Annotated in this window: 22 protein-coding genes; 6 read left to right on the forward strand and 16 right to left on the reverse strand. The window is 63.5% G+C overall.

Features of this window, described 5'->3' with window-relative positions:
* Positions 1–57: 57 nt before the first annotated feature.
* Positions 58–2,208, forward strand: a complete 2,151-nt coding sequence (locus OCX61_RS17005; protein ID WP_261940564.1) for a TonB-dependent receptor — start codon at positions 58–60, stop codon at positions 2,206–2,208.
* A gap of 66 nt (positions 2,209–2,274) precedes the next feature.
* On the opposite strand, the gene OCX61_RS17010 is transcribed toward OCX61_RS17005, so the two are convergent.
* From OCX61_RS17010 to OCX61_RS17025, 4 genes are read right to left on the reverse strand one after another with little or no spacing between them, the layout of a single operon-like run.
* A complete protein-coding gene (locus OCX61_RS17010) occupies positions 2,275–3,018 on the reverse strand; it encodes an amino acid ABC transporter ATP-binding protein (RefSeq protein WP_261940565.1) in 744 nt (247 codons plus the stop codon).
* Entirely contained in the window at positions 3,005–3,655 is a 651-nt protein-coding gene (locus tag OCX61_RS17015) for an amino acid ABC transporter permease (RefSeq protein ID WP_261944329.1), read from the reverse strand. The genes OCX61_RS17010 and OCX61_RS17015 overlap by 14 nt, the downstream gene beginning before the upstream one ends.
* On the reverse strand, positions 3,652–4,317 hold the full coding sequence (locus OCX61_RS17020; RefSeq protein ID WP_261940566.1) for an amino acid ABC transporter permease: 666 nt from the start codon (positions 4,315–4,317) through the stop codon (positions 3,652–3,654). The genes OCX61_RS17015 and OCX61_RS17020 overlap by 4 nt, the downstream gene beginning before the upstream one ends.
* A 22-nt stretch (positions 4,318–4,339) precedes the next feature.
* Positions 4,340–5,125 (reverse strand): transporter substrate-binding domain-containing protein, encoded by a 786-nt coding sequence (locus OCX61_RS17025; protein WP_261940567.1) that lies wholly within the window; start codon positions 5,123–5,125, stop codon positions 4,340–4,342.
* A 277-nt stretch (positions 5,126–5,402) separates the two neighbouring features.
* Between OCX61_RS17025 and OCX61_RS17030 the strand changes: the two genes are divergently transcribed.
* Positions 5,403–6,092: a FadR/GntR family transcriptional regulator gene (locus OCX61_RS17030; RefSeq protein ID WP_261940568.1), complete on the forward strand. Its 690-nt coding sequence runs from the start codon at positions 5,403–5,405 to the stop codon at positions 6,090–6,092.
* Positions 6,093–6,247: 155 nt separating this feature from the next.
* Positions 6,248–7,582: an MFS transporter gene (locus OCX61_RS17035; RefSeq protein WP_261940569.1), complete on the forward strand. Its 1,335-nt coding sequence runs from the start codon at positions 6,248–6,250 to the stop codon at positions 7,580–7,582.
* 132 nt (positions 7,583–7,714) lie between these two features.
* Here OCX61_RS17035 and OCX61_RS17040 read toward each other — a convergent pair whose 3' ends face one another.
* The 3 genes from OCX61_RS17040 to OCX61_RS17050 are packed head-to-tail and all read right to left on the reverse strand — an operon-like array spanning position 7,715 to position 13,311.
* Complete coding sequence (locus OCX61_RS17040; RefSeq protein WP_261940570.1) at positions 7,715–10,852, reverse strand: efflux RND transporter permease subunit; 3,138 nt, start codon at positions 10,850–10,852, stop codon at positions 7,715–7,717.
* Positions 10,853–10,868: 16 nt separating this feature from the next.
* Positions 10,869–12,065, reverse strand: a complete 1,197-nt coding sequence (locus OCX61_RS17045; protein ID WP_261940571.1) for an efflux RND transporter periplasmic adaptor subunit — start codon at positions 12,063–12,065, stop codon at positions 10,869–10,871.
* On the reverse strand, positions 12,058–13,311 hold the full coding sequence (locus OCX61_RS17050) for a TolC family protein (RefSeq protein ID WP_261940572.1): 1,254 nt from the start codon (positions 13,309–13,311) through the stop codon (positions 12,058–12,060). Before OCX61_RS17050 ends, OCX61_RS17045 begins: the two co-directional genes overlap by 8 nt.
* A gap of 218 nt (positions 13,312–13,529) precedes the next feature.
* Here OCX61_RS17050 and aroQ point away from each other — a divergent pair, with 218 nt between their 5' ends.
* Positions 13,530–13,979, forward strand: a complete 450-nt coding sequence (gene aroQ, locus OCX61_RS17055) for a type II 3-dehydroquinate dehydratase (RefSeq protein ID WP_261940573.1) — start codon at positions 13,530–13,532, stop codon at positions 13,977–13,979.
* The gene (locus tag OCX61_RS17060; protein WP_261940574.1) at positions 13,976–14,824 is read left to right on the forward strand and encodes a shikimate dehydrogenase; all 849 of its coding nucleotides are present in this window, start codon (positions 13,976–13,978) and stop codon (positions 14,822–14,824) included. Before aroQ ends, OCX61_RS17060 begins: the two co-directional genes overlap by 4 nt.
* Before the next feature lie 51 nt (positions 14,825–14,875).
* Here the strand turns inward: OCX61_RS17060 and OCX61_RS17065 are convergent, their stop codons facing one another.
* Both OCX61_RS17065 and OCX61_RS17070 read right to left on the reverse strand, forming a co-directional pair.
* Positions 14,876–15,415 (reverse strand): thioredoxin family protein, encoded by a 540-nt coding sequence (locus OCX61_RS17065; protein WP_261940575.1) that lies wholly within the window; start codon positions 15,413–15,415, stop codon positions 14,876–14,878.
* Positions 15,405–15,680, reverse strand: a complete 276-nt coding sequence (locus OCX61_RS17070; protein WP_261940576.1) for a DUF2790 domain-containing protein — start codon at positions 15,678–15,680, stop codon at positions 15,405–15,407. The genes OCX61_RS17065 and OCX61_RS17070 overlap by 11 nt, the downstream gene beginning before the upstream one ends.
* A 516-nt stretch (positions 15,681–16,196) precedes the next feature.
* Between OCX61_RS17070 and OCX61_RS17075 the strand changes: the two genes are divergently transcribed.
* Positions 16,197–16,454: a hypothetical protein gene (locus OCX61_RS17075; RefSeq protein ID WP_261940577.1), complete on the forward strand. Its 258-nt coding sequence runs from the start codon at positions 16,197–16,199 to the stop codon at positions 16,452–16,454.
* 154 nt (positions 16,455–16,608) lie between these two features.
* Here the strand turns inward: OCX61_RS17075 and OCX61_RS17080 are convergent, their stop codons facing one another.
* The 7 genes from OCX61_RS17080 to OCX61_RS17110 form a co-directional block, all read right to left on the reverse strand.
* The gene (locus tag OCX61_RS17080; RefSeq protein ID WP_197896043.1) at positions 16,609–16,914 is read right to left on the reverse strand and encodes a hypothetical protein; all 306 of its coding nucleotides are present in this window, start codon (positions 16,912–16,914) and stop codon (positions 16,609–16,611) included.
* A complete protein-coding gene (locus OCX61_RS17085; RefSeq protein ID WP_197896042.1) occupies positions 16,911–17,204 on the reverse strand; it encodes a hypothetical protein in 294 nt (97 codons plus the stop codon). The genes OCX61_RS17080 and OCX61_RS17085 overlap by 4 nt, the downstream gene beginning before the upstream one ends.
* 75 nt (positions 17,205–17,279) lie before the next feature.
* Positions 17,280–17,504: a hypothetical protein gene (locus tag OCX61_RS17090; RefSeq protein WP_261940578.1), complete on the reverse strand. Its 225-nt coding sequence runs from the start codon at positions 17,502–17,504 to the stop codon at positions 17,280–17,282.
* 12 nt (positions 17,505–17,516) lie between these two features.
* The gene (locus tag OCX61_RS17095) at positions 17,517–18,014 is read right to left on the reverse strand and encodes a DUF2514 domain-containing protein (protein WP_261940579.1); all 498 of its coding nucleotides are present in this window, start codon (positions 18,012–18,014) and stop codon (positions 17,517–17,519) included.
* Positions 18,011–18,463 carry a structural protein P5 gene (locus OCX61_RS17100; protein ID WP_261940580.1) on the reverse strand — a complete coding sequence of 151 codons (453 nt, stop codon included), beginning with the start codon at positions 18,461–18,463 and terminating at the stop codon, positions 18,011–18,013. The genes OCX61_RS17095 and OCX61_RS17100 overlap by 4 nt, the downstream gene beginning before the upstream one ends.
* Before the next feature lie 61 nt (positions 18,464–18,524).
* Positions 18,525–18,743: a hypothetical protein gene (locus OCX61_RS17105; RefSeq protein ID WP_261940581.1), complete on the reverse strand. Its 219-nt coding sequence runs from the start codon at positions 18,741–18,743 to the stop codon at positions 18,525–18,527.
* Positions 18,744–18,767: 24 nt separating this feature from the next.
* On the reverse strand, positions 18,768–19,442 hold the full coding sequence (locus OCX61_RS17110; RefSeq protein ID WP_261940582.1) for a hypothetical protein: 675 nt from the start codon (positions 19,440–19,442) through the stop codon (positions 18,768–18,770).
* Positions 19,443–19,514: the final 72 nt, after the last annotated feature.

Raw genomic sequence — 19,514 nt, forward strand, 5'->3', positions numbered from 1 at the left:
GTGCGCCTGCCTGCGCACTCGCGTCAGCCATGACCTTTGCGTGGAAGACCCAACAACATGCTCCGCAAAACCTCCCTGGTGCTCCTCATGGGCACCTGCACCTTCGCCTGGGCGGACGATGCCGCCGTCGAACTCAGCGCCACCACCATCGATGGTGAGCGCGATGCACCCTCCGGCGTGCAACTGGACCAGCCGATCCGCACCGGCTCGCGGCTTGGCCTCAGCGCTCGGGAAACACCTGCTTCGGTCAGCGTCTCGGACCGGCGTGTCATCGAAGCGCGCGACGCCAAGGACAGCCAGGACGTGATCAACGCCATGACTGGCGTCAACGCATCGGCCAACCCGGGTTACGGCGGCTTCGTCAGCTACCGCGGCTTTACCCAGAACCAGGTCAGCCAGCTCTACAACGGCATCAACCTCGGCTACAGCAGTGCCACCCGGCCGGTGGATGCCTGGGTGCTGGACCGCGTCGAACTGCTCGGCGGGCCGTCTTCCTTCCTGCATGGCGCAGGTGCCGTGGGCGGCTCGATCAACTACATCACCAAGACCGCCAGCCGCGACCAGCAAATCATCGATGGCCGCGTGCGCTACGGCAGTTACGACGACTCGGAAGTGGCATTCGGCATCAACCAGGCGCTGGCCAGCAACCCGGCCGATGCACGCCACTTCATGCGCCTGGACTTCAGCCACACCGATGGCAATGGCTACATCGACCGCAACCAGCGCAACACCGACAGCCTGGCGTTTTCCCTGCTCAGCGACCTGACGCCCGACCTGACCCACACCCTGGCGCTGGAATACCAGGAGGACCGCGAAGACAGCCCGTACTGGGGAACGCCGATCCTGCCAGGGCGCAGCACCATGAAGATCGACAACAGCCGCCGCTTCGAGAACTACAACGTCGCCGATGGCCGTTACGAACAGCGGGTGCGCTGGCTGCGCTCGCTGCTCGATTACCAGCTCAGCGACAGCACCAGCGTGCACAACACCCTGTACCACTACAGCGCCCAGCGCGATTACCGCAACGTCGAACGCTACAGCTACACCAGCAGCGGCAACGTCCAGCGCGCCAGCCCCTACCTGCAGCGCCACCAACAGAGCGTGCTGGGCGACCGCATCGAGCTGCGCCACGACAATCAGCTGTTCGGCCTGGCCAGCCAGTGGTCGCTGGGCCTGGACTACTCGCACATGCGCCAGAGCGTGTACCCGACGGCCGGAAGCTGGACCGATGTGGTCGACCCGGACCACTTCGACCCAGGCAGCTTCTACGACATCCCCGGGGTGAATGCCGGGCTGAGCAAGCAGCGCCGGCATGTCACCAGCAACCGCGCGGTGTTCGCCGAAAACCGCCTGCAACTGACCGAGCGCCTGGCCTTGCTCACGGCCCTGCGTTACGACTACCTGGACATGGAGGTGACCAACTATGGCGCGGTGACGCCAACTTCACCGGCATTCTTCGAGCGGCGCTGGGAACCGCTGTCCGGGCGCATCGGCCTGACCTACGAACTGACGCCGTCGGCCAGCCTCTATGCCCAGTACAGCACCGCTGCCGACCTGCCGGCCGGCTCGCTGGCGGCGGCCACCTACGCCAACGTCGGCACATTCGACCTGTCCAAGGGCGAGCAATGGGAGGTGGGCAGCAAGTTCGACTTCCTCGACGGACGCGGCGCGGCGACCGTGGCCTTGTACCAGATCGTGCGCAAGGACTTTGCCGTGCGCGATTCGAGCAACCCCAACCTGACGGTCCAGGCCGGCCAGCAGACCTCGCGCGGGGTCGAGTTGTCCGGGCGGCTGCAGGTCACGCCGAAGCTGCTGGCCGAGGGCAACTATGCCTACGTCGACGCGCAGTACGATGAGTTCAACGAAGCGGTCAACGGCGTTTCGGTATCACGCAAGGGCAACGCCCCGGTGAACGTGCCGGCCAATGTCGCCAACCTGTGGCTGACTTACAGCTTGACCTCGGCCTGGTCGGCGGGTGTGGATGCGCGCTATGTCGGCTCGGTGTATGCCGACAACGCCAACACCCTCAAGGCGCCGGCCTATACCTTGTTCGGCACCTTTGCCCGCTATCGGCTGGATGAACACACCACGATCACCGGGCGGGTGCGCAACCTGACCGATGAGGTGTATGCCAAGCAGGCTTATGGGCTGCAGTACTACATGGGCGCACCGCGCACATTCGAGGTGGCGGTAGACATGCGCTTCTGATGCCAATGTCTGTGCCGGCCTCGACGCCGGCACAGACATCACGACAACCGCTGCATGGCCCGACAATCAGCAGGCCTGGGCCGACGTCACCGTACCAATGAAATTGGCCAGCTCGGGCGTTCGCGGTGCCGCGAACACCTCGCGCGGGTGGCCCACTTCATGCACCTTGCCCTGGTGCATGAACACCAGCTTGTCGCCCACTTCACGGGCAAAACGCATCTCATGGGTGACCATGATCAGGGTCATGCCCTCGCTGGCCAGCTGTCGCACCACACCCAGCACTTCATTGACCAGTTCAGGGTCGAGGGCCGACGTGATTTCATCGCACAGCAGTACCTTCGGTGACATGGCCAGGGCCCGTGCAATCGCCACGCGCTGCTGCTGGCCACCGGACAGCCGGTCTGGGTAGGCATCGAATTTTTCCGCCAGCCCGACCCGAGCCAGCATCTGTTCGGCGAGCTGGCGCGCGTCACCACGGCTGGCCTTCTTCACTACCTGCGGGGCCAGCATCACGTTCTCGCCGACACTCAGGTGCGGGAACAGGTTGAACTGCTGGAACACCATGCCGACCTTCTGGCGCAAGGCACGCAAGTCGGCACGCGCGGCGTCCAGGTATTCACCGTCGACCTCGATCACACCGTCGCTGATCGACTCCAGACCATTGAGCGTACGCAGCAGCGTGCTCTTGCCTGAACCACTACGGCCGATGATGGCCACCACTTCACCCTCTTCGATGCTCAGGTCGACACCCTTGAGCACGTGGTTGTCGCCATAGTACTTGTGTAAAGCAGACACTCTAAGCAGGGGCATGCAGCCTCCTTTCCAGATAACGGGCGCTCAGCGAGAGCGGATAGCAGAGGATGAAATAGCCCAACGCGACCAGACCGTAGACCATGAACGGCTCGAACGTCGCATTGGCCAGCATGCCGCCAGTCTTGGTCAGCTCGGTGAAGCCGATGATCGAAGTCACCGCCGTGCCCTTGACCACCTGCACCGAGAAGCCCACGGTCGGGGCGACCGCGATACGCAGCGCCTGCGGCAGGATCACATGGCGCAATTGCTCCAGGCGGTTCAGCGCCAGGCTGCCCGAGGCCTCCCACTGGCCGCGCGGAATCGCTTCGACGCAGCCGCGCCAGATTTCGGCAAGGAAGGCACTGGTGAACAGGGTCAGGGCAATGGCGGCCGCCATCCAGGCCGACACATCCAGGCCGAACAAGGCAATCCCGAAAAACACCATGAACAGCTGCATCAACAAGGGAGTGCCCTGAAACAACTCGATATAGCCACGCGCCAGACCCCGCCATATCGGTTGCTCGGACAGCCGGGCCAGCAATATCAGCAAGCCGGCCAGCCCCCCGCAGACAAAGGCCACCAGCGACAGCAACAAGGTCCATTGCAGGCCGATCAGCAGGTTGCGCAGGATGTCCCAGAACGTGAAGTCCATCAGCGTCTCCCCATCAGCAGGCGCTGCCCCAGCCAGACCAGCACCTGGCGCACAACGATGGCCATGAGCAGATACAGTGCAGTGGTCAGCAGGTAGGTTTCAAACGCGCGAAAGTTGCGCGACTGAATGAAATTGGCGGCAAACGACAGCTCTTCGGTGGCGATCTGCGAACACACCGCCGACCCCAGCATCACGATCACGATCTGACTCGTCAGCGCCGGCCACACCTTGGCCAGCGCAGGCTGCAATACCACATGGCGAAACGCTTCGAAGCGGTTCATGGCCAAGGCCGCGGCAGCTTCCAGCTGCCCTTTGGGGATGGCCTGGATACCTGCACGTATGATCTCCGTGGAGTAGGCGCCCAGGTTGACCACCATGGCCAGCACGGCCGCCTGCCACTCGGTCAGGCGAATGCCCAGCGCTGGCAGGCCGAAAAAGATGAAGAACAGCTGGACGATGAACGGCGTGTTGCGGATCAGCTCCACATACAGACCGAACAGCGCGTCGAAGGGCCGCACACGCCAGGCGCGCACGCCGGCGCCCAGCACGCCGATGGCCACGCCAAGCAGCGTGCCGATCGCCGTCAGCTGGAGCGTGAACAAAGCGCCGTTGAGCAGCAGGTCAGCCTGGGCAAGCACAGGGGCGAAATTGAATTCATAGGCCATGGTCACAGGCTCCGGGCTGTGCTCAGAGGTCGGCCGGCAGCGGCTGTTTCAGCCATTTCTCGGCGTTGCGGTCAAGGCTGCCGTCAGCCTTGGCTGCGTCCAGCGTGGCATTGACCTTTTCCAGCAACGCTGGCTGGTTCTTGGCCAGGCCAACGTACACCGGCGAATCCTTGAGCTTGACCTTGACCACCGGCACCTTGGCGGGATTCTTCTCGGCGATGGCAGCCATCACCACGCTGCCGCTGGCGATCAGCTCGACCTGCCCGGAAAGATAGGCGGCGATGGTGGAGTTGTTGTCTTCGAAGCGTTTGATCACCGCGCCCTTGGGCGCCACGGCGCTGAGTTCCATGTCTTCGATCGAGCCACGTGTGACGCTGATGGTCTTGCCGTCGATCGCCTCGATACCGGCGATTTCCACTTCGGCCGGGCCGAACACGGCCAGGTAGAACGGTGCATAGGGCCGGGAGAAATCGATCACCGCTGCACGCTCGGGGTTCTTGCCCAGGCTCGAGATCACCAGGTCGACCTTGCCAGTGGTGAGGAACGGAATCCGGTTGGTGCTGTTGACCGGCGTCAGTGCCAGCTTCACACCAAGCTTGTCAGCCAGCAGTTGCGCCGTGTCGACGTCCAGACCACGGGGCTTCAGGTCCGGGCCCACCGAGCCGAAGGGCGGAAAGTCCTGCGGCACCGCCACCTTGAGCACGCCTCGGGCGCTGATGTCGGCCAGTGCATCGGCCTGGGCAGTGGGCAGCGCAAAGCTGGCGCTACAGAACAGGCTGGCCAGGAACAGGGTACGGAAAGTCTTCATCGAACGGCCTCGCAGAGGTTCACAAAAAGGGGGCCGGCTGGGCATTGCACGGGGCATGCCAGCACAGGCCGCCACCCTGCGCAAATGGCCGAAAGGCTTGAACTTAACGGTCTTACTGGTCTGAACAGTTTGACCGCCGTTCGCCTGCTCTGGCGCCTTTACGCCCCGCTTTCGTGCGTCATGGCTGCAGCCTGCGCCAACGGGGAGCAACACTTGCAAGCGCCGGGCAATAGCCGTAAAAAGCCAAGTTCATTGCCCTCCGACCGGTCTGAACAGCATGCTCGACTCCCTCCCCCGCGCCGTCCCCGAACAGGCCCTGCAAGGCATCCGCAAGCTGATCGATGAGGGCGCCTATCAACCCGGCGATGCCCTGCCCTCGCAGCGTGACCTTGCCGAGCAACTGGGGGTCAGCCGGGCCTCACTGCGTGAAGCGTTGTCATCGCTCAGCGCCCTGGGCCTGATAAGTGTGCAGCCGGGCAAGGGCGTATTCGTGCAAGCGCCCTCGCCTGCGCCCTCCCCATTTGCCTGGCCATACGCCGAGCAGGTTTCCGCCAGCGACACGTTCCAGTTGCGCTATGCCCTGGAGGGTTTCGCCGCCGGCCAGGCTGCATTGACGCTGACCGCCGAGCACCTCGATCGCCTGGAAGAGAATGTCGAAGCGATGCGCCTGGAGCTACGTGCCGGCCGTTTCGACGCCGCCGCCCGGCTCGACTTCATTTTCCACCAGCAGTTGCTGCAGGCCTGCGGCAATCACGCGATGCTGCAAGTGATCACCGCCAGCCAGGAGATTTTCCTGGAAAGCCAGAAACTCCCCTTCATCCGCCCGGAACGGGCCATGGAAACCTGGCAGGAACACCGCAAGATCCTCCGTGCCCTCAGCCGCCGCTCGCAGGCAGCGGCGCAAAAGGCAATGCAGGAGCACATTCGCAATGCGGCTTCGCGCACCGGAGTGATGTTCTCCGTATGACGCCGGGTGGTGCGGTCGAAACAGGTATCCCGATGTCGCCCTGAACGATGCAGGCGAGCGAGTCCACCGGTCTACTGGCAGTTGATAACAACGATGGCGGGCCTTGAGCCCACCACATCCATCCAGGCTGCCTATGGAAACCGGAGAGCTTCCGTATGTCTGCATCGCATGAGGTATCCCCCGCCACCCTGCGCAGGGTCATCGCCGCCTCGGCCATCGGCAACTTCGTCGAATGGTTCGACTTCGCCGTCTATGGCTTCCTCGCCACCCTGATCGCCAACCAGTTCTTCGCCAGCGAAGATGCCAGTGTCGCCCTGCTCAAGACCTTCGCCGTGTTTGCCGTGGCCTTCGCCTTGCGCCCGCTCGGCGGCATCGTGTTCGGCGCGCTGGGCGACCGCCTTGGGCGCAAGCGCATCCTGTCGCTGACCATCCTGCTGATGGCCGGTTCCACCACCTTGATCGGCCTGCTGCCGACCTACGCCAGCATCGGCCTTGCCGCACCCGCGCTGCTGACCCTGGCGCGCTGCCTGCAGGGCTTTTCTGCCGGTGGCGAATACGCAGGCGCCTGTGCCTACCTGATGGAACATGCGCCACAGAACAAGCGAGCGTTCTACGGCAGCTTCGTGCCAGTCTCGACCTTTTCCGCCTTTGCCTGTGCGGCGGTGATCGCCTATGGCCTGGAGGCCAGCCTGTCGGCCGAGGCCATGACAGCCTGGGGCTGGCGCATCCCGTTCCTGGTGGCTGCACCACTGGGGCTGGTGGGGCTGTACCTACGCTGGCGCATGGAAGAAACCCCGGCGTTTCGCGAGGCTGTCGCCCAAGGCAAGGAACATGAACATTCGCCGCTCAAGGAAACCCTGCGCAACCACGGCCGAGCGATCCGCAACCTGGGCATGTTCATCTCGCTGACGGCGCTGTCGTTCTACATGTTCACCACCTACTTCGCCACCTACCTGCAACTGGTCGGTCACCTGACCCGCGCCCAGTCGCTGCTGGTGACCACCGTGGCGTTGCTGTTCGCGGCGGTCGGTTGCCCACTGGCCGGGGCCTTCTCGGACCGGGTCGGGCGACGCAAGACCATTGGCTTCACCTGCCTGTGGGTGATGGTCTGCGTGTTCCCCGCCTACTGGCTGGCCAGTTCCGGTTCGATGTCGGGAGCGCTGCTGGGGGTGATCCTGCTGGCGGTGGGGGCGCTGTGCAGTGGCGTGGTGACGGCGGCGTTGCTGTCGGAGAGTTTCCCTACGCGTACCCGCTATACCGCTTCGGCGATTACCTACAACGTGGCCTACACCCTGTTTGGCGGTACCGCGCCGCTGGTGGCGACCTGGCTGATCGGGCAAACCGGCAGCAGCCTGGCGCCGGCGTTCTACCTGGTGGTGATTGCACTGGTGGCGTTGGTGGGTGGGTTGGCGTTGCCGGAGACATCGCGGATTTCGCTGCATGATGAACCTGGTAGTGATGTGAGCCCTCAGGTTCGTACTCCGATCTGAGATCCCTGGGGCTGCTTTGCAGCCCATCGCCGGCAAGCCAGCTCCCACAGGGACAGCGACATGCTTAAGGCAGACGCTATCCCTGTGGGAGCTGGCTTGCCGGCGATGGGCGGCAAAGCGGCCCCGGCGATCTCAATCTTCTTCGCGTCTGTACGCCCACTGATAAAGCGCCGGCAACACCAGCAAGGTCAGCGCCGTGGAAGACAGGATCCCGCCAATCACCACCGTCGCCAGCGGTCGCTGCACCTCGGCGCCTGTCCCTGTCGCCAAGGCCATTGGAATGAACCCCAACGACGCCACCAACGCAGTCATCAGCACCGGCCGCAAGCGCGTCAGCGCGCCCTCCTCGACCGCTGCACGCAAACCGCGCCCCTCCTCGCGCAGGTTACGGATAAAGGCGATCATCACCAGGCCATTGAGCACCGCCACCCCCGACAAGGCGATGAACCCCACCCCTGCGGAAATCGACAACGGGATATCCCGTAGCCACAACGCCAGCACCCCGCCGGTCAAGGCAAACGGAATCCCGGTGAACACCAGCAGGCCATCCTTGAGGTTGTTGAACATCATCAGCAGCAAGGCCATCACCAGCAGCAGCGCCACCGGCACCACCACCTGCAGGCGCTCGGCCGCCGACTGCAACTGCTCGAACTGGCCGCCCCAACGGGTCCAGTAACCTGGCGGGATCTGCACCTGCTCGCGCAGGGTCTGTTCGGCCTGCTCGACGAACGAGCCCAGGTCACGCCCACGCACGTTGGCACTGACCACCACCACGCGCTTGCCATCTTCGCGGCTGACCTGGTTCGGCCCAAGCTGCAGGTTCAACGTGGCCACCTGCGACAACGGGATGAAGCCGATCTGCGCTGCACCGGCTGCGGCGCTGGCGGGTACCGGAATCAGCAGGCTGCCCAAGCCATCGACATCGGTACGCAGGGTTTCGGACAGGCGTACTACCATGTCGAAGCGGCGATCGCCTTCGTACAAGGTGCCCGCCGTGCGCCCGCCGACGGCAATGGCGATGGCATCCTGCACGTCGCCCACATTCAGGCCATGGCGCGCGGCCTTGTCGCGGTCGATGTCGATGGTCAGCACCGGCAGGCCGGTGGTCTGCTCGACTTTCACTTCAGAGGCGCCTGGCACCTGTTGCAGGCTGCTGGCGATCTGCGCGGCGGTGCGGTTGAGCACGTCCATGTCATCACCGAACACCTTCACCGCCACATCGCTGCGCACGCCGGAAATCAGCTCGTTGAAACGCAACTGGATTGGCTGCGACAGCTCGTAGTTGCTGCCCGGCACGCTGGCAGCGGCGCGCTGGACCTCGGCAATCAGTACCTCGCGGGGCTTGCCGGGGTCACCCCACTGCTCGCGCGGGCGCAGCATCACGTAGGCGTCGGAGATGTTCGGCGGCATCGGGTCGGAGGCGATCTCGGCGGTGCCGGTGCGGGCAAACACCCGCTCCACTTCCGGCACCTGTGCGATGATCGCCTGCTCCAGGCGCTGTTGCATGTCCACCGACTGCGACAGGCTGGTGCCGGGTACCCGCAGCGCCTGCAAGGCAAAGTCGCCTTCGCTGAGGCTGGGGATGAACTCGCTGCCCATGCGGCTGGCCATGACCCCGGACAGCAGCACCAGCCCGGCAGCGGCGGTAAACGCAAGCTTGCGCCGCCCCAGCACCCACTCGAGCACCGGCGCATAGCGCTGGCGGGCGGTGCGCATGACCACGCCCTCTTCTTCCTTGACCTTGCCGGTGACGAACAACGCGATGGCCGCCGGCACGAAGGTCACCGAAAGGATCATGGCGCCCAGCAGTGCCATCACCACGGTGAAGGCCATCGGGTGGAACATCTTGCCTTCGACCCCGGTCAGGGCAAAGATCGGCAGGTACACCACCATGATGATCAACTGCCCGTAGATCAGCGGCCGGCGTGCCTCGCGGGCGGCGGCGAACACCTCGTGGAAGCGTTCGGCACGGCTCAGCATGCGGCCATGACGCTGCTGGGCATGGGCCAGGCGGCGGATGGCGTTTTCGACGATCACCACCGCGCCATCGACGATGATGCCGAAGTCCAGGGCGCCGAGGCTCATCAGGTTGGCGCTGACCTTGTTGCTGAACATGCCGGTGAAGGTGAACAGCATCGACAGCGGGATGACCATGGCAGTGATCAGCGCGGCGCGAATGTTGCCGAGGAACAGGAACAGCACGGCAATCACCAGGATGGCGCCTTCGACTAGGTTCTTCTTCACCGTGGCAATGGCTTTTTCCACCAGGTTGGTGCGGTCGTAGACGGTCACCGCGAGCACGCCCTTGGGCAGGTTGCGGTTGATCTCGGCGAGCTTGGCCGCCACGGCCTGGGACACTGTGCGGCTGTTCTCGCCAATCAGCATGAACACCGTGCCCAGCACCACTTCGCGGCCGTTCTCGGTGGCCGCGCCAGAGCGCAGTTCCTCGCCCAGGCCGACCTGGGCGACATGGCTGACGCGGATCGGTGTGCCATCGACGCTGGAGATGACAATGTTGGCGATGTCTTCGGCCGAAGCCACCTGCCCCGGTGCACGGATCAGCAACTGCTCGCCGTTGCGCTCGATGTAGCCGGCACCAACGTTGGCGTTGTTGCGTTCCAGCGCTGCGATCAGGTCATTGAGGGTGAGCTTGTAGGCCGCCAGGCGCTTGGGCTCCGGGGCGATCAGGTACTGCTTGGCGTGGCCGCCGATGCTGTTGACCTCGGCGACACCGGGCACGTTGCGCAGCTGCGGCTTGATGATCCAGTCCTGGATCACCCGCAGGTCGGTCGCCGTATAGGGCGTACCGTCCTCCTTCAGTGCGCCCTGCTCGGCCTCCACGGTCCACAGGAAGATTTCCCCCAACCCCGTGGAGATCGGCCCCATGCTGGCCTCGATGCCTTCGGGCAACTGCTCGCGGGCCACCTGCAGGCGCTCGTTGACCAGTTGCCGGGCGAAGAATATATCGGTGCCATCGTCGAAGATCACCGTCACCTGGGACAGCCCCGAGCGCGACAATGAGCGGGTCTGCTTGAGACCCGGCAGGCCGGCCATGGCCGTCTCGATGGCGAAGGTGATGCGCTGCTCGGTTTCAAGTGGCGAATAGCCCGGCGCGGCCGTGTTGATCTGCACCTGGACGTTGGTGATATCAGGCACCGCATCAATCGGCAGCTTCTGGTAGCTGTGGATACCCACGGCGGCCATCAGCACCACGGCGAGCATCACCACCAGGCGCTGCTCGATGGCGAATTGGATCAGGCGTTCGAACATGTAAGCGTCCCCGCGATCAATGGCTGTGCTCGGCAGAAGCCTTGCCGAGTTCGGACTTGAGGACGAAGCTGCCAGCGGCCGCCACCTGGGTGCCGGCGGCCAGGCCTGCGGTGATCTCCACCTGGCCTGCGTCGCGGCGGCCAGTCTTCACCGGGCGGGCCTCGAAACCTTCGTCGGTGCGGGCGAACACCACGGTCTGCTCCTCCCAGTTCTGCAACGCGCTTTCGGGCACGACGACAGCGGCATTGAAGCGCTCGACATTGACCGCGACGTTGACGAACAGCCCGGGGCGCCAGGCGCCGGCGGGGTTGGCCAGGGTGGCGCGCACGGTGGCGGCGCGGTTCTGCTCGCCGAGCAGGCTGCCGACGTAGTTGACCTTGCCCTCGACCTCGGCACCGAGGTCCGGTGCGCTGACGGTCACGCTGCGCCCCGTGGTGACCCGGGCCAGATCGCGCGGTGCGACCGCGAAGGTGGCCCAGACCCGGCTCAGGTCGGACAGCGTGAAGGCATTGCTGGTCGCGTCGACGACTTCGCCCACGGTCAGGTGCTTTTCCACCACCACGGCATCGAAGGGGGCGCGCAGTTCGTAGCGGCTACCTGCACCTGCCGGGCCGACGGCGGCCACCTTCTGCCGGGCATTGGCCAGGGCGATCTCGGCCTCTTGCAAGGCCTGGCGCGCCTGCAGGTAATCCTGCTCGGCGCTGATACGTTCCTGCCACAGTTGCTGCTCGCGCTGGAAGGTCAGGCGCGCCAGTTCAAGGCGGCGCTGGGCGGCCTGCTGCTCGCTGCGCAGATCAGAGATCTGCTGGCTGGCGATCACCGCCAACACCTGGCCGCGCTTGACCGCCTGGCCGAGTTCGGCCTGCACCGACTCGACCACCCCCGGCACCCGTGGTACCACATGGGCGGTGCGGTCTTCGTCGAAACGGATCTCACCGGGGAAGCTGATGGCGGTGCTCAGTTCACGCGGAGCGGCCGCGGCAAGTTGAATGCCGGCCGCCTCGATCTGGGCGATCGACAGGTGCAGGGCGCCTTCCTCTTCCTGGTGTTGTTCGCCGGCCTCTTCATCGTGAGCGTGGCTGTCTTCACCTTGGTCGTCGTGCCGGGCCTCGCTTTTGCTGGCCTGGCCATCGTTACCGGTCCAGGCCAGGCCACCCATGCCGAAAACGGCAATGGCAGCGGCCAGCAGAGCGAGTTTGCGGGGGTTAGTCATTGTTGCTCCTGTTGCTCGATTTTTTGCTCAACCCATCAAGGTCGCCATAGATGCGCTCGACCTGTGCCCGTGCATCGGTCGCCGAGGCCAGTGCCTCGAGGTACAGCCCGCGGGCGTCGATCAGCGTGCGCTGGGCATCGAGCACGTCGAGGAAGGCGAACTTGCCCATTTCGAAGCCGCGGGTGGCGGTGTCCACCGCCTGCTGGGCCGCGGGCAGGATGGTGCGGTCGTAGGCTTGAACCTCCTGCATCGCCGTGCGCCATTGATCGACGGCGCTGCGGGTTTCGCTGCGCAGGCGCAGCTCGACCGTGTTGCGCAAGTCGCGGGCCTGGTCGGCACGGCGTGCGGCCGCCAGCACATTGCCCTGGTTGCGGTCGAACAACGGCAAGGGCATCGACAGCCCCACCACGTTGACCCGCTCACGGTCCTCGCGGCTGTACTGGCTGCCGACACTGACGGTGAGGTTGGGAATGCGCAGGGCCTTTTCCGAGCCCAATGAGGCTTCACCGCGCTCGACCTGCGCGGCTGCCAGGCGCCATTCGGCGGTTTGTTCGACCTGGCCGAGCAGGGTATCGGCTGAAGGGGCCTGGCCGGGTGACAGGTGGCTCGCTGACAACTGGTCGAAGGTCGCCAGCGGGCTGCCGGTCAACCGAGCCAGCGCCTGGTAGGCCACGGTACGTTGGGTTTCGGCACGGCGTTGCTCGGCGTTGGCCTGGGCCAGCTGCACCTGCGCGCGGGTGGCTTCTACCGGCGACGACTGGCCTGCGCTGACCCGGCCCTGTGCCACACGCAGACCACGCTCGGTCAGCGCCTGCGACTGCTGAGCCAGCTCCACGGCTGTTTGCGCGCGCAGGGCGGCGTGATACGCCTGCACCACATCGGCGCGCAGGCCATTGCGCTGGCGCTCGAGGTCCAGCCGTGCAATGGCCTGGCCGGCACCGGCCACAGCAATGCGCGCACCGCGCTTGCCGCCCAGCTCCAGTGGCTGGCTGAGGGTCACGGTAGTGGTGCTGGAATCGCGGCGGGTGTCCTCGATTTCCCAGGCCAGTTCAGGGTTGGGGATCAATCCAGCCTGCATTCGTTCGCCCTCGGCGATACCGATTTCACGAGCGGCTGCGGCCAATTCAGGGTTGTTGGCAAAGGCGGCGCTAAGCGCCTCGGGCAGGCTCATGCCTTGCCCGGCCTGGGCGCTGGCGGTGGTCGCCAGCAACAGGCTGAGCAAGGCGATCTTACGGGGAGTGGGCATTTCGGGCGTCCTCGTCGGCGTGCGTTGGCGAGGAACTGTAAGGACGGGTGGTTATCGAGGTGGTGGCATGAAAATTACAATTCTGTAATCCGGCTGACGAAGTAAATGAGTCCGATAATCGCCCACTTTGCCCCCATGCGGCAGCCGACCCAATTGACGAAATTAACCACCCAGTACAAACATAGAGGCATTCAACAACAACAAAAGCGATGCCCGCCATGAAGCCCCTTATTCTCGTGCTCAACGGCCCCAACCTGAACATGCTGGGGACCCGCGAACCCACTCAGTATGGCCATGAAACCCTCGCCGACCTGGCCCAGGGTTGCGCAGATACTGCCCATGCCCACGGCCTGGAAATCGAATTCCGCCAGACCAACCACGAAGGCGAACTGATCGACTGGATCCACTCCGCCCGCGGTCGCTGCGCCGGTATCGTGATCAACCCCGGCGCCTGGACCCACACCTCGGTGGCGATCCGCGACGCCCTGGTGGCCAGCGAGCTGCCGGTTATCGAAGTACACCTGTCCAACGTCCACAAGCGCGAGCCGTTCCGCCACCTGTCGTTCGTTTCGTCGATTGCCGTCGGGGTGATCTGCGGCCTGGGCAGCCACGGCTATCGCATGGCCCTGAGCCACTTCGCCGAGATGCTCCAGGAGTCGCGCGCATGAGCCAGCCCGCCATCCTTGCCGGCCTGATCGGCCGTGGCATCCAGCTGTCGCGCACCCCTGCCCTGCACGAGCATGAAGGCGACGCCCAGCAGCTGCGCTACCTCTATCGGCTGATCGACGCCGACCAGCTCAAGCTTGAAGACAGCGCCCTGGCGCAGCTGCTCGATGCCGCCCAGCACACCGGTTTTACCGGGCTCAACATCACTTACCCATTCAAGCAGGCGATCCTGCCGCTGCTCGATGAGCTGTCGGACGAGGCGCGCGGCATTGGCGCGGTCAACACGGTGGTGCTCAAGGACGGAAAGCGGGTCGGCCACAATACCGACTGCCTGGGCTTTGCCGAAGGCCTGCGCCGTGGATTGCCGGATGTGTCGCGCCGGCGCGTGGTGCAGATGGGCGCTGGCGGTGCCGGCTCGGCGGTGGCCCATGCGCTGCTCAGCGAAGGGGTCGAGCAACTGGTGTTGTTCGAAGTGGATGCGGCCCGTGCCCAGGCACTGGTCGACAACCTCAACGGCCATTTCGGCCCGGGCCGGGCGGTACTGGGAACGGACCTGGCGGCCGAAGTGGCCGAGGCCGATGGCCTGGTCAACACCACACCGGTGGGCATGGCCAAGCTGCCAGGTACTCCGCTGCCGGTGGAACTGTTGCACCCGCGCCTGTGGGTCGCTGAAATCATCTATTTCCCGCTTGAGACCGAACTGCTCAAAGCAGCACGCGCGCTGGGTTGCCGCACGCTGGATGGCAGCAACATGGCGGTGTTCCAGGCGGTGAAGGCGTTCGAGCTGTTCAGTGGCAAACCGGCGGATGCCGAGCGGATGCAGGCACATTTCGCCAGTTTCTCCTGAGCCCGTCCCGCCCTCATTGCTGCCTGCTGGCAATGAGGGCAAACCCGCAACTCAGCCTTTTTCATCCAGCAACGCCTGTATGACTTTCTCCTGACCGGCATAGTCACCCTCACCGAAGTGCACATGCCGCACCTGCCCCTGCCGATCGACAAAATAGTGCGCTGGCCAGAACTGGTTACCCCAGGCATTCCACACCTGGTAATCGTTGTCTACCGCCACCGGGTAAGCGATACCCAGGCTGGCCACCTTGCTCTTCAACTGCCCCACATCATGCTCGTAGTCGTACTCCGGCGTATGCACCCCGATCACCACCAAACCCTGGTCGGCATAGCGCCGTGCCCAGTCGTTGACATGCGGCAGGCTGCGCTGGCAGTTGATGCAATCCCAGGTCCAGAAGTCCACCAGCACCACCTTGCCCTTGAGCGTCGGCGCGCCCAGCGGCGGCGAGTTGAGCCATTCGCTGGCCCCGGACAGCGACGGCATGGCGCCATAATTGTCGCGGGCCATCAGTTGCCCTCCGGCGAGGCCCAGGCCAACCAGCGCCAAGGCCACGCCCCCCACTTTCAACAGCAGCCGGCGGTCAATTGTCATGGCAACCGCTCGTGGCGTAGGAACGGTATTCAACGCTCTCCTTCTGGCCTTTGGAGTCGAGGTAGTCCATGCGGGTGTTGACCGGGCCACAAGCATTGCTGTGGTCGTCCTTCACCGACAATACCCGCTTCACATCCAGATGGTCACCGTAGCGGTACTGCATGACGCTGGCGTCGTTCATCGATGTGGCGCTGGCATTGGCGACGACGGCGGCGAAGCCCAGTACGGCAAACAGGCTGGCGCTGGCGAGGGTCTTGAAGTTCATGGCAACTCTCCTTGCAACACGTTGAAGGTGGGGATCAGCACTCCCCGGTCGAGAGCCATTACACGTTCGCCAGGTATCTCATGTGTGTCGCCCAGGCCTGTGAACTGCTTCCTCCTGTATCTGTTCTCGGGCCAGTTACACCCCCAAGACATCAGTAAAAGCCTTTAAAATCAGATAGTTGTATGAAATTCACAGCCCATAAACAGGCTCTTACCTTGTACAAATGGATACAATAGAATCAGGCGTTTACGGATGCATTTTGGGGAAGGTTTTCCAGGCTGCCCATGGCCGTCAGCGGATTTCAAGACCGTGGTACACGCATCCGATCCAAGCGGCGCCGGCACCGGAATCGATTCCAAAACAACGAGGAAACGGCACGGCTGCAGGCCGCATACTGCAAGGGTCGACGTTTCATTTTTGGAATCGATAATCTGCCCAGAACACAACCAGCTCAGGGCTGTACTTCGACTCGCACAGAGATTAACGTTGATATTCATCAGCTGATAGGGAGTCGCAATGGCTGAACGTTTGTCGCAGGAGTACGCGCTAGAAATTATCAGGGCTGCTTTCGAACCTTTTCGCTGTGAAGCCGCCCTCGATGATGCCGGCACCCTAGTGGGCTTCAGGGTGTTTAACTCTCTGGACGAAACCATGTTCTCCTGCCAGCTGGACGGAAAGCAGTTTTCAAGCCGAGATCGACTTAGATCGATTCTTTCAATTGCTCGGGAAACTGTGGAGCGCCAGGGGGTAAGGCTATACGCCTGGTCAATCTGACCTACAGCTTTTGGTAATGCAGCAGTAGTGTGGAAAATCGACCTCAGGCCGCGCCGTTTGCGGCCTATGCGTCGAACCTGTCTAATATGCATTCGCGAGTTTGGGCGACTTTCGCCCAGTAAAACCGAGAAACTACCGAGCGGTTTTAGACAGCCTATGCGCCCCACCCCGGCGTCCTGCCGATCACGATCCGTCCTGGCTCGTCACCTTCCCAGCTTTTCAAATTCTCGTAACTGAACAGGCCGATGTGGTACGCCTCCTCGATCTCCATCAACCCCCACGCCCTGGCAGCCTCAGACAGCTCCAGCATGTCGACCAGGCTCTCGGCGCTCACCTCGCGCCGACGATGAGCGGCATAGGCCATCTCATCAAGAACGGCGGCGCGCCCCTCGGGGTCCGTGACCAGGGCGAATTGGTCGTTCAGTTCATCCAGCCAAGCCTGAGGAATCCCGTCCATCATTCTGCCCTGCACCACCAGGACTGCGCATACAGCACGCCGTCGATATCCTCGACCCCGTTGATGTTCATCCCGAGCTGGGCCATGCCGTTGACCTTGGCGTCGTGCAGGCGCGGGATGATGTCCGGGCCCGGCGTCGGATTGAACACCCAGGCCTGCGTGGCGACCCGGCCAAGCGGCTCGCTGTGATGATCGCCTATGTGGATGTCAGCGCGCAGGGGCTGGATCTTCCTGAGCTGATCAGAGGGGATGGCTAGGCCATTCACGCGGCGGCGGACGAGAAGGAAGTACATTGGGCACCAACACTGTATATCGATACAGTATCGTATAACCCAGATCACGCCGACAGCAATAGCCGGTCGGCGGCATCAGTGGAGAGGCGGGAGTTCCTGGCCGCGGGCTTTCGCCACCACCCGCAGCTGGTAGTCGCAGACCACTTGGAACAGCGACTCGGCCAGCAGGTGCAGCCGCTCGATCTCCTCAGCGGGCCTCCCTTCATCCTGCGCCTGGTGATATGCGCGCATGGCATCCAGAGCCTCCTTCAACAGGGGCTCTCCCGCCTCAATCATCCCGATGAAGGTGCGCTTTTCCATTACCTGCTCCGATCAGTTGATCAGCGCATTATAGGACCTCTCGCAGAGCTGGCCCGCTATTCGGGCTTGGTCATAAGCTTTCGCCAGCTCTCCCGCTCGTGCATCAGCCCGGTCGCGCAGTTCGGAGAGCACCATAGCGGCGCGGGTGGCTGCCTGGCCTCGGGAGATAGCGGCGGTATCCGTGCCGGGGCAACTGACGGTGGCGGCGAGCTTGGCGCCTTCGTCGCGCAGCCGCTGGCCAGCAGCATCGGCACCAGCAGCGCCAGCATCAGCAGTCGTTCGTTCTTCCTGGGCATGGGCTCTCGCCTCCTCCTGCGCCTGGGCGCGTCGCTGTTCTTCCTGTCGGGCGCCGCGCTCGCCGATCACTTCGGCCAGACGGTCGCCACTGTCACGTTCCGCTGATGCCCGGGCGGCCTCGGCGCGTTCTACTGCCCTGCCGTGCTGGTACATGCCCCAGTAGGACGCAAGCAGCACCAGCAGGATCAACGATCTGATTGCCCACGACTTCATGCCAAGGCCCTCCGCACACCCTCGTCGATCACCTGGTCCTTGTAGGGGTTGCCGCCGTTCTCGTGCACGATGATGCCCACGACGGTCTCGCGCAGCACTCGGGGGTTGCTGATGTCGATCGAGTCACGCACGCCGACACCGAGACGCTTGGCGATGGCCTGGGCGTAGGCAAGGGTGTTGTTCTCGGTCGACGGCGCCCAGCGGCTGATGAACTCGATGGGGGTGTCGATGCCGGGCCGGCCCACACCGGGCATGCCGTCCTTGCCCCGGTAGTTCAGCAGCAGTTTGCCCAAGGCACGGATGCCGTTCTCGGCTTCGTCGAAGCGGGCGAAGCGCGGCTTGCCCACGCCCTCCTCCAGGCCGAGCTGCCCCTGCCACGCATTGCGGGGATTGAAATCGATGTTCCCGGGGTTGTTGTTGCGCACGCCTCGAGCGGTGGATTGGGTCATGGGTTTCCTCCAGACAAAAAGAAGCCCGCTCAAGGCGGGCCTGGGTAACTGGCAGCAAATGTCATGCAGCTGGCGTTTCTGGTACCGGCTCCGCCGGGTCAGTCACGGTAATGTCAACCTTGGCGGTGTACTCCTTCAGAATCTGGGCGGTGAACACCTGGGCGGCCGGGAATTGGCTCAAGATCTCCCGTGCGCGGGTATCGGCCTCTTCCTGAGTGGCGTATCGAGTGTTGTTGGCAGTGTCGTAGGCATTGCTCATGTTTACAGCGACATATGGCATTTCATGGCCCTCCAGGGCTGGTTGTTAATGACCGGTGACATCCAGGCACATCAAAGTAGGAGCAATCATTGCTGGTGATGCTGGGGGCGGCGCAACTCCCGCGCCTCCAACAGGACGGGACAGGATCGGGGACTCCCCAACCCCATAAGTTGAAGGGCCGACGCTGACTCCATAGGAGAACATGACCCAGTAAGGGATGCCGGCTTGGGCTGCCCCAACGCTGCGCTTGGGATAGTTGCCAATGCCAGCGGCGTAGTTGGCCGATGGCCCAGGCCAGCCGATGGTGACGCCACTGCCTGCGCCTCGCACGATGTTTACGGGCCTCAGGAATCTCGCCGATGAATCAAAGGTCAATACCCCCGAGCTGCTAAATGTCTGAAATCCCGAATTGGAAAAAGGCATGTCCTGATCGGCATATCCATAAATCCGGATCACAGCCGTTGTCGAGCAGCGAAACCTCCAAGTTGTCCCGACCTTCGACATGAGTGCAATAAAAATTGGTGTATCGCAGGCGAAGAACACTGAACCGACATGAGCTGGAACACCTATATCGAAGTAATAAGGCGTAGCCACGAACGGTGTACTAAGAGTGCCGAACGGCCCGGTGAAGTCCTGCCGATATGCAAGAGTAGCTGGACGAACATCTGCGTCGATCTGGAAGATACCGTTGTCAAAGAAGGCTTGGAATCCGGCAGCCATTAGAACGTCCCTACCCTAACAACAACACTTCGACGCGGGACAGTCACGCCGCGATATTGCCAGTCTACAAAG

The organism is Pseudomonas sp. LRP2-20 (genome assembly GCF_024349685.1).
Classification (GTDB): Bacteria; Pseudomonadota; Gammaproteobacteria; order Pseudomonadales; family Pseudomonadaceae; genus Aquipseudomonas.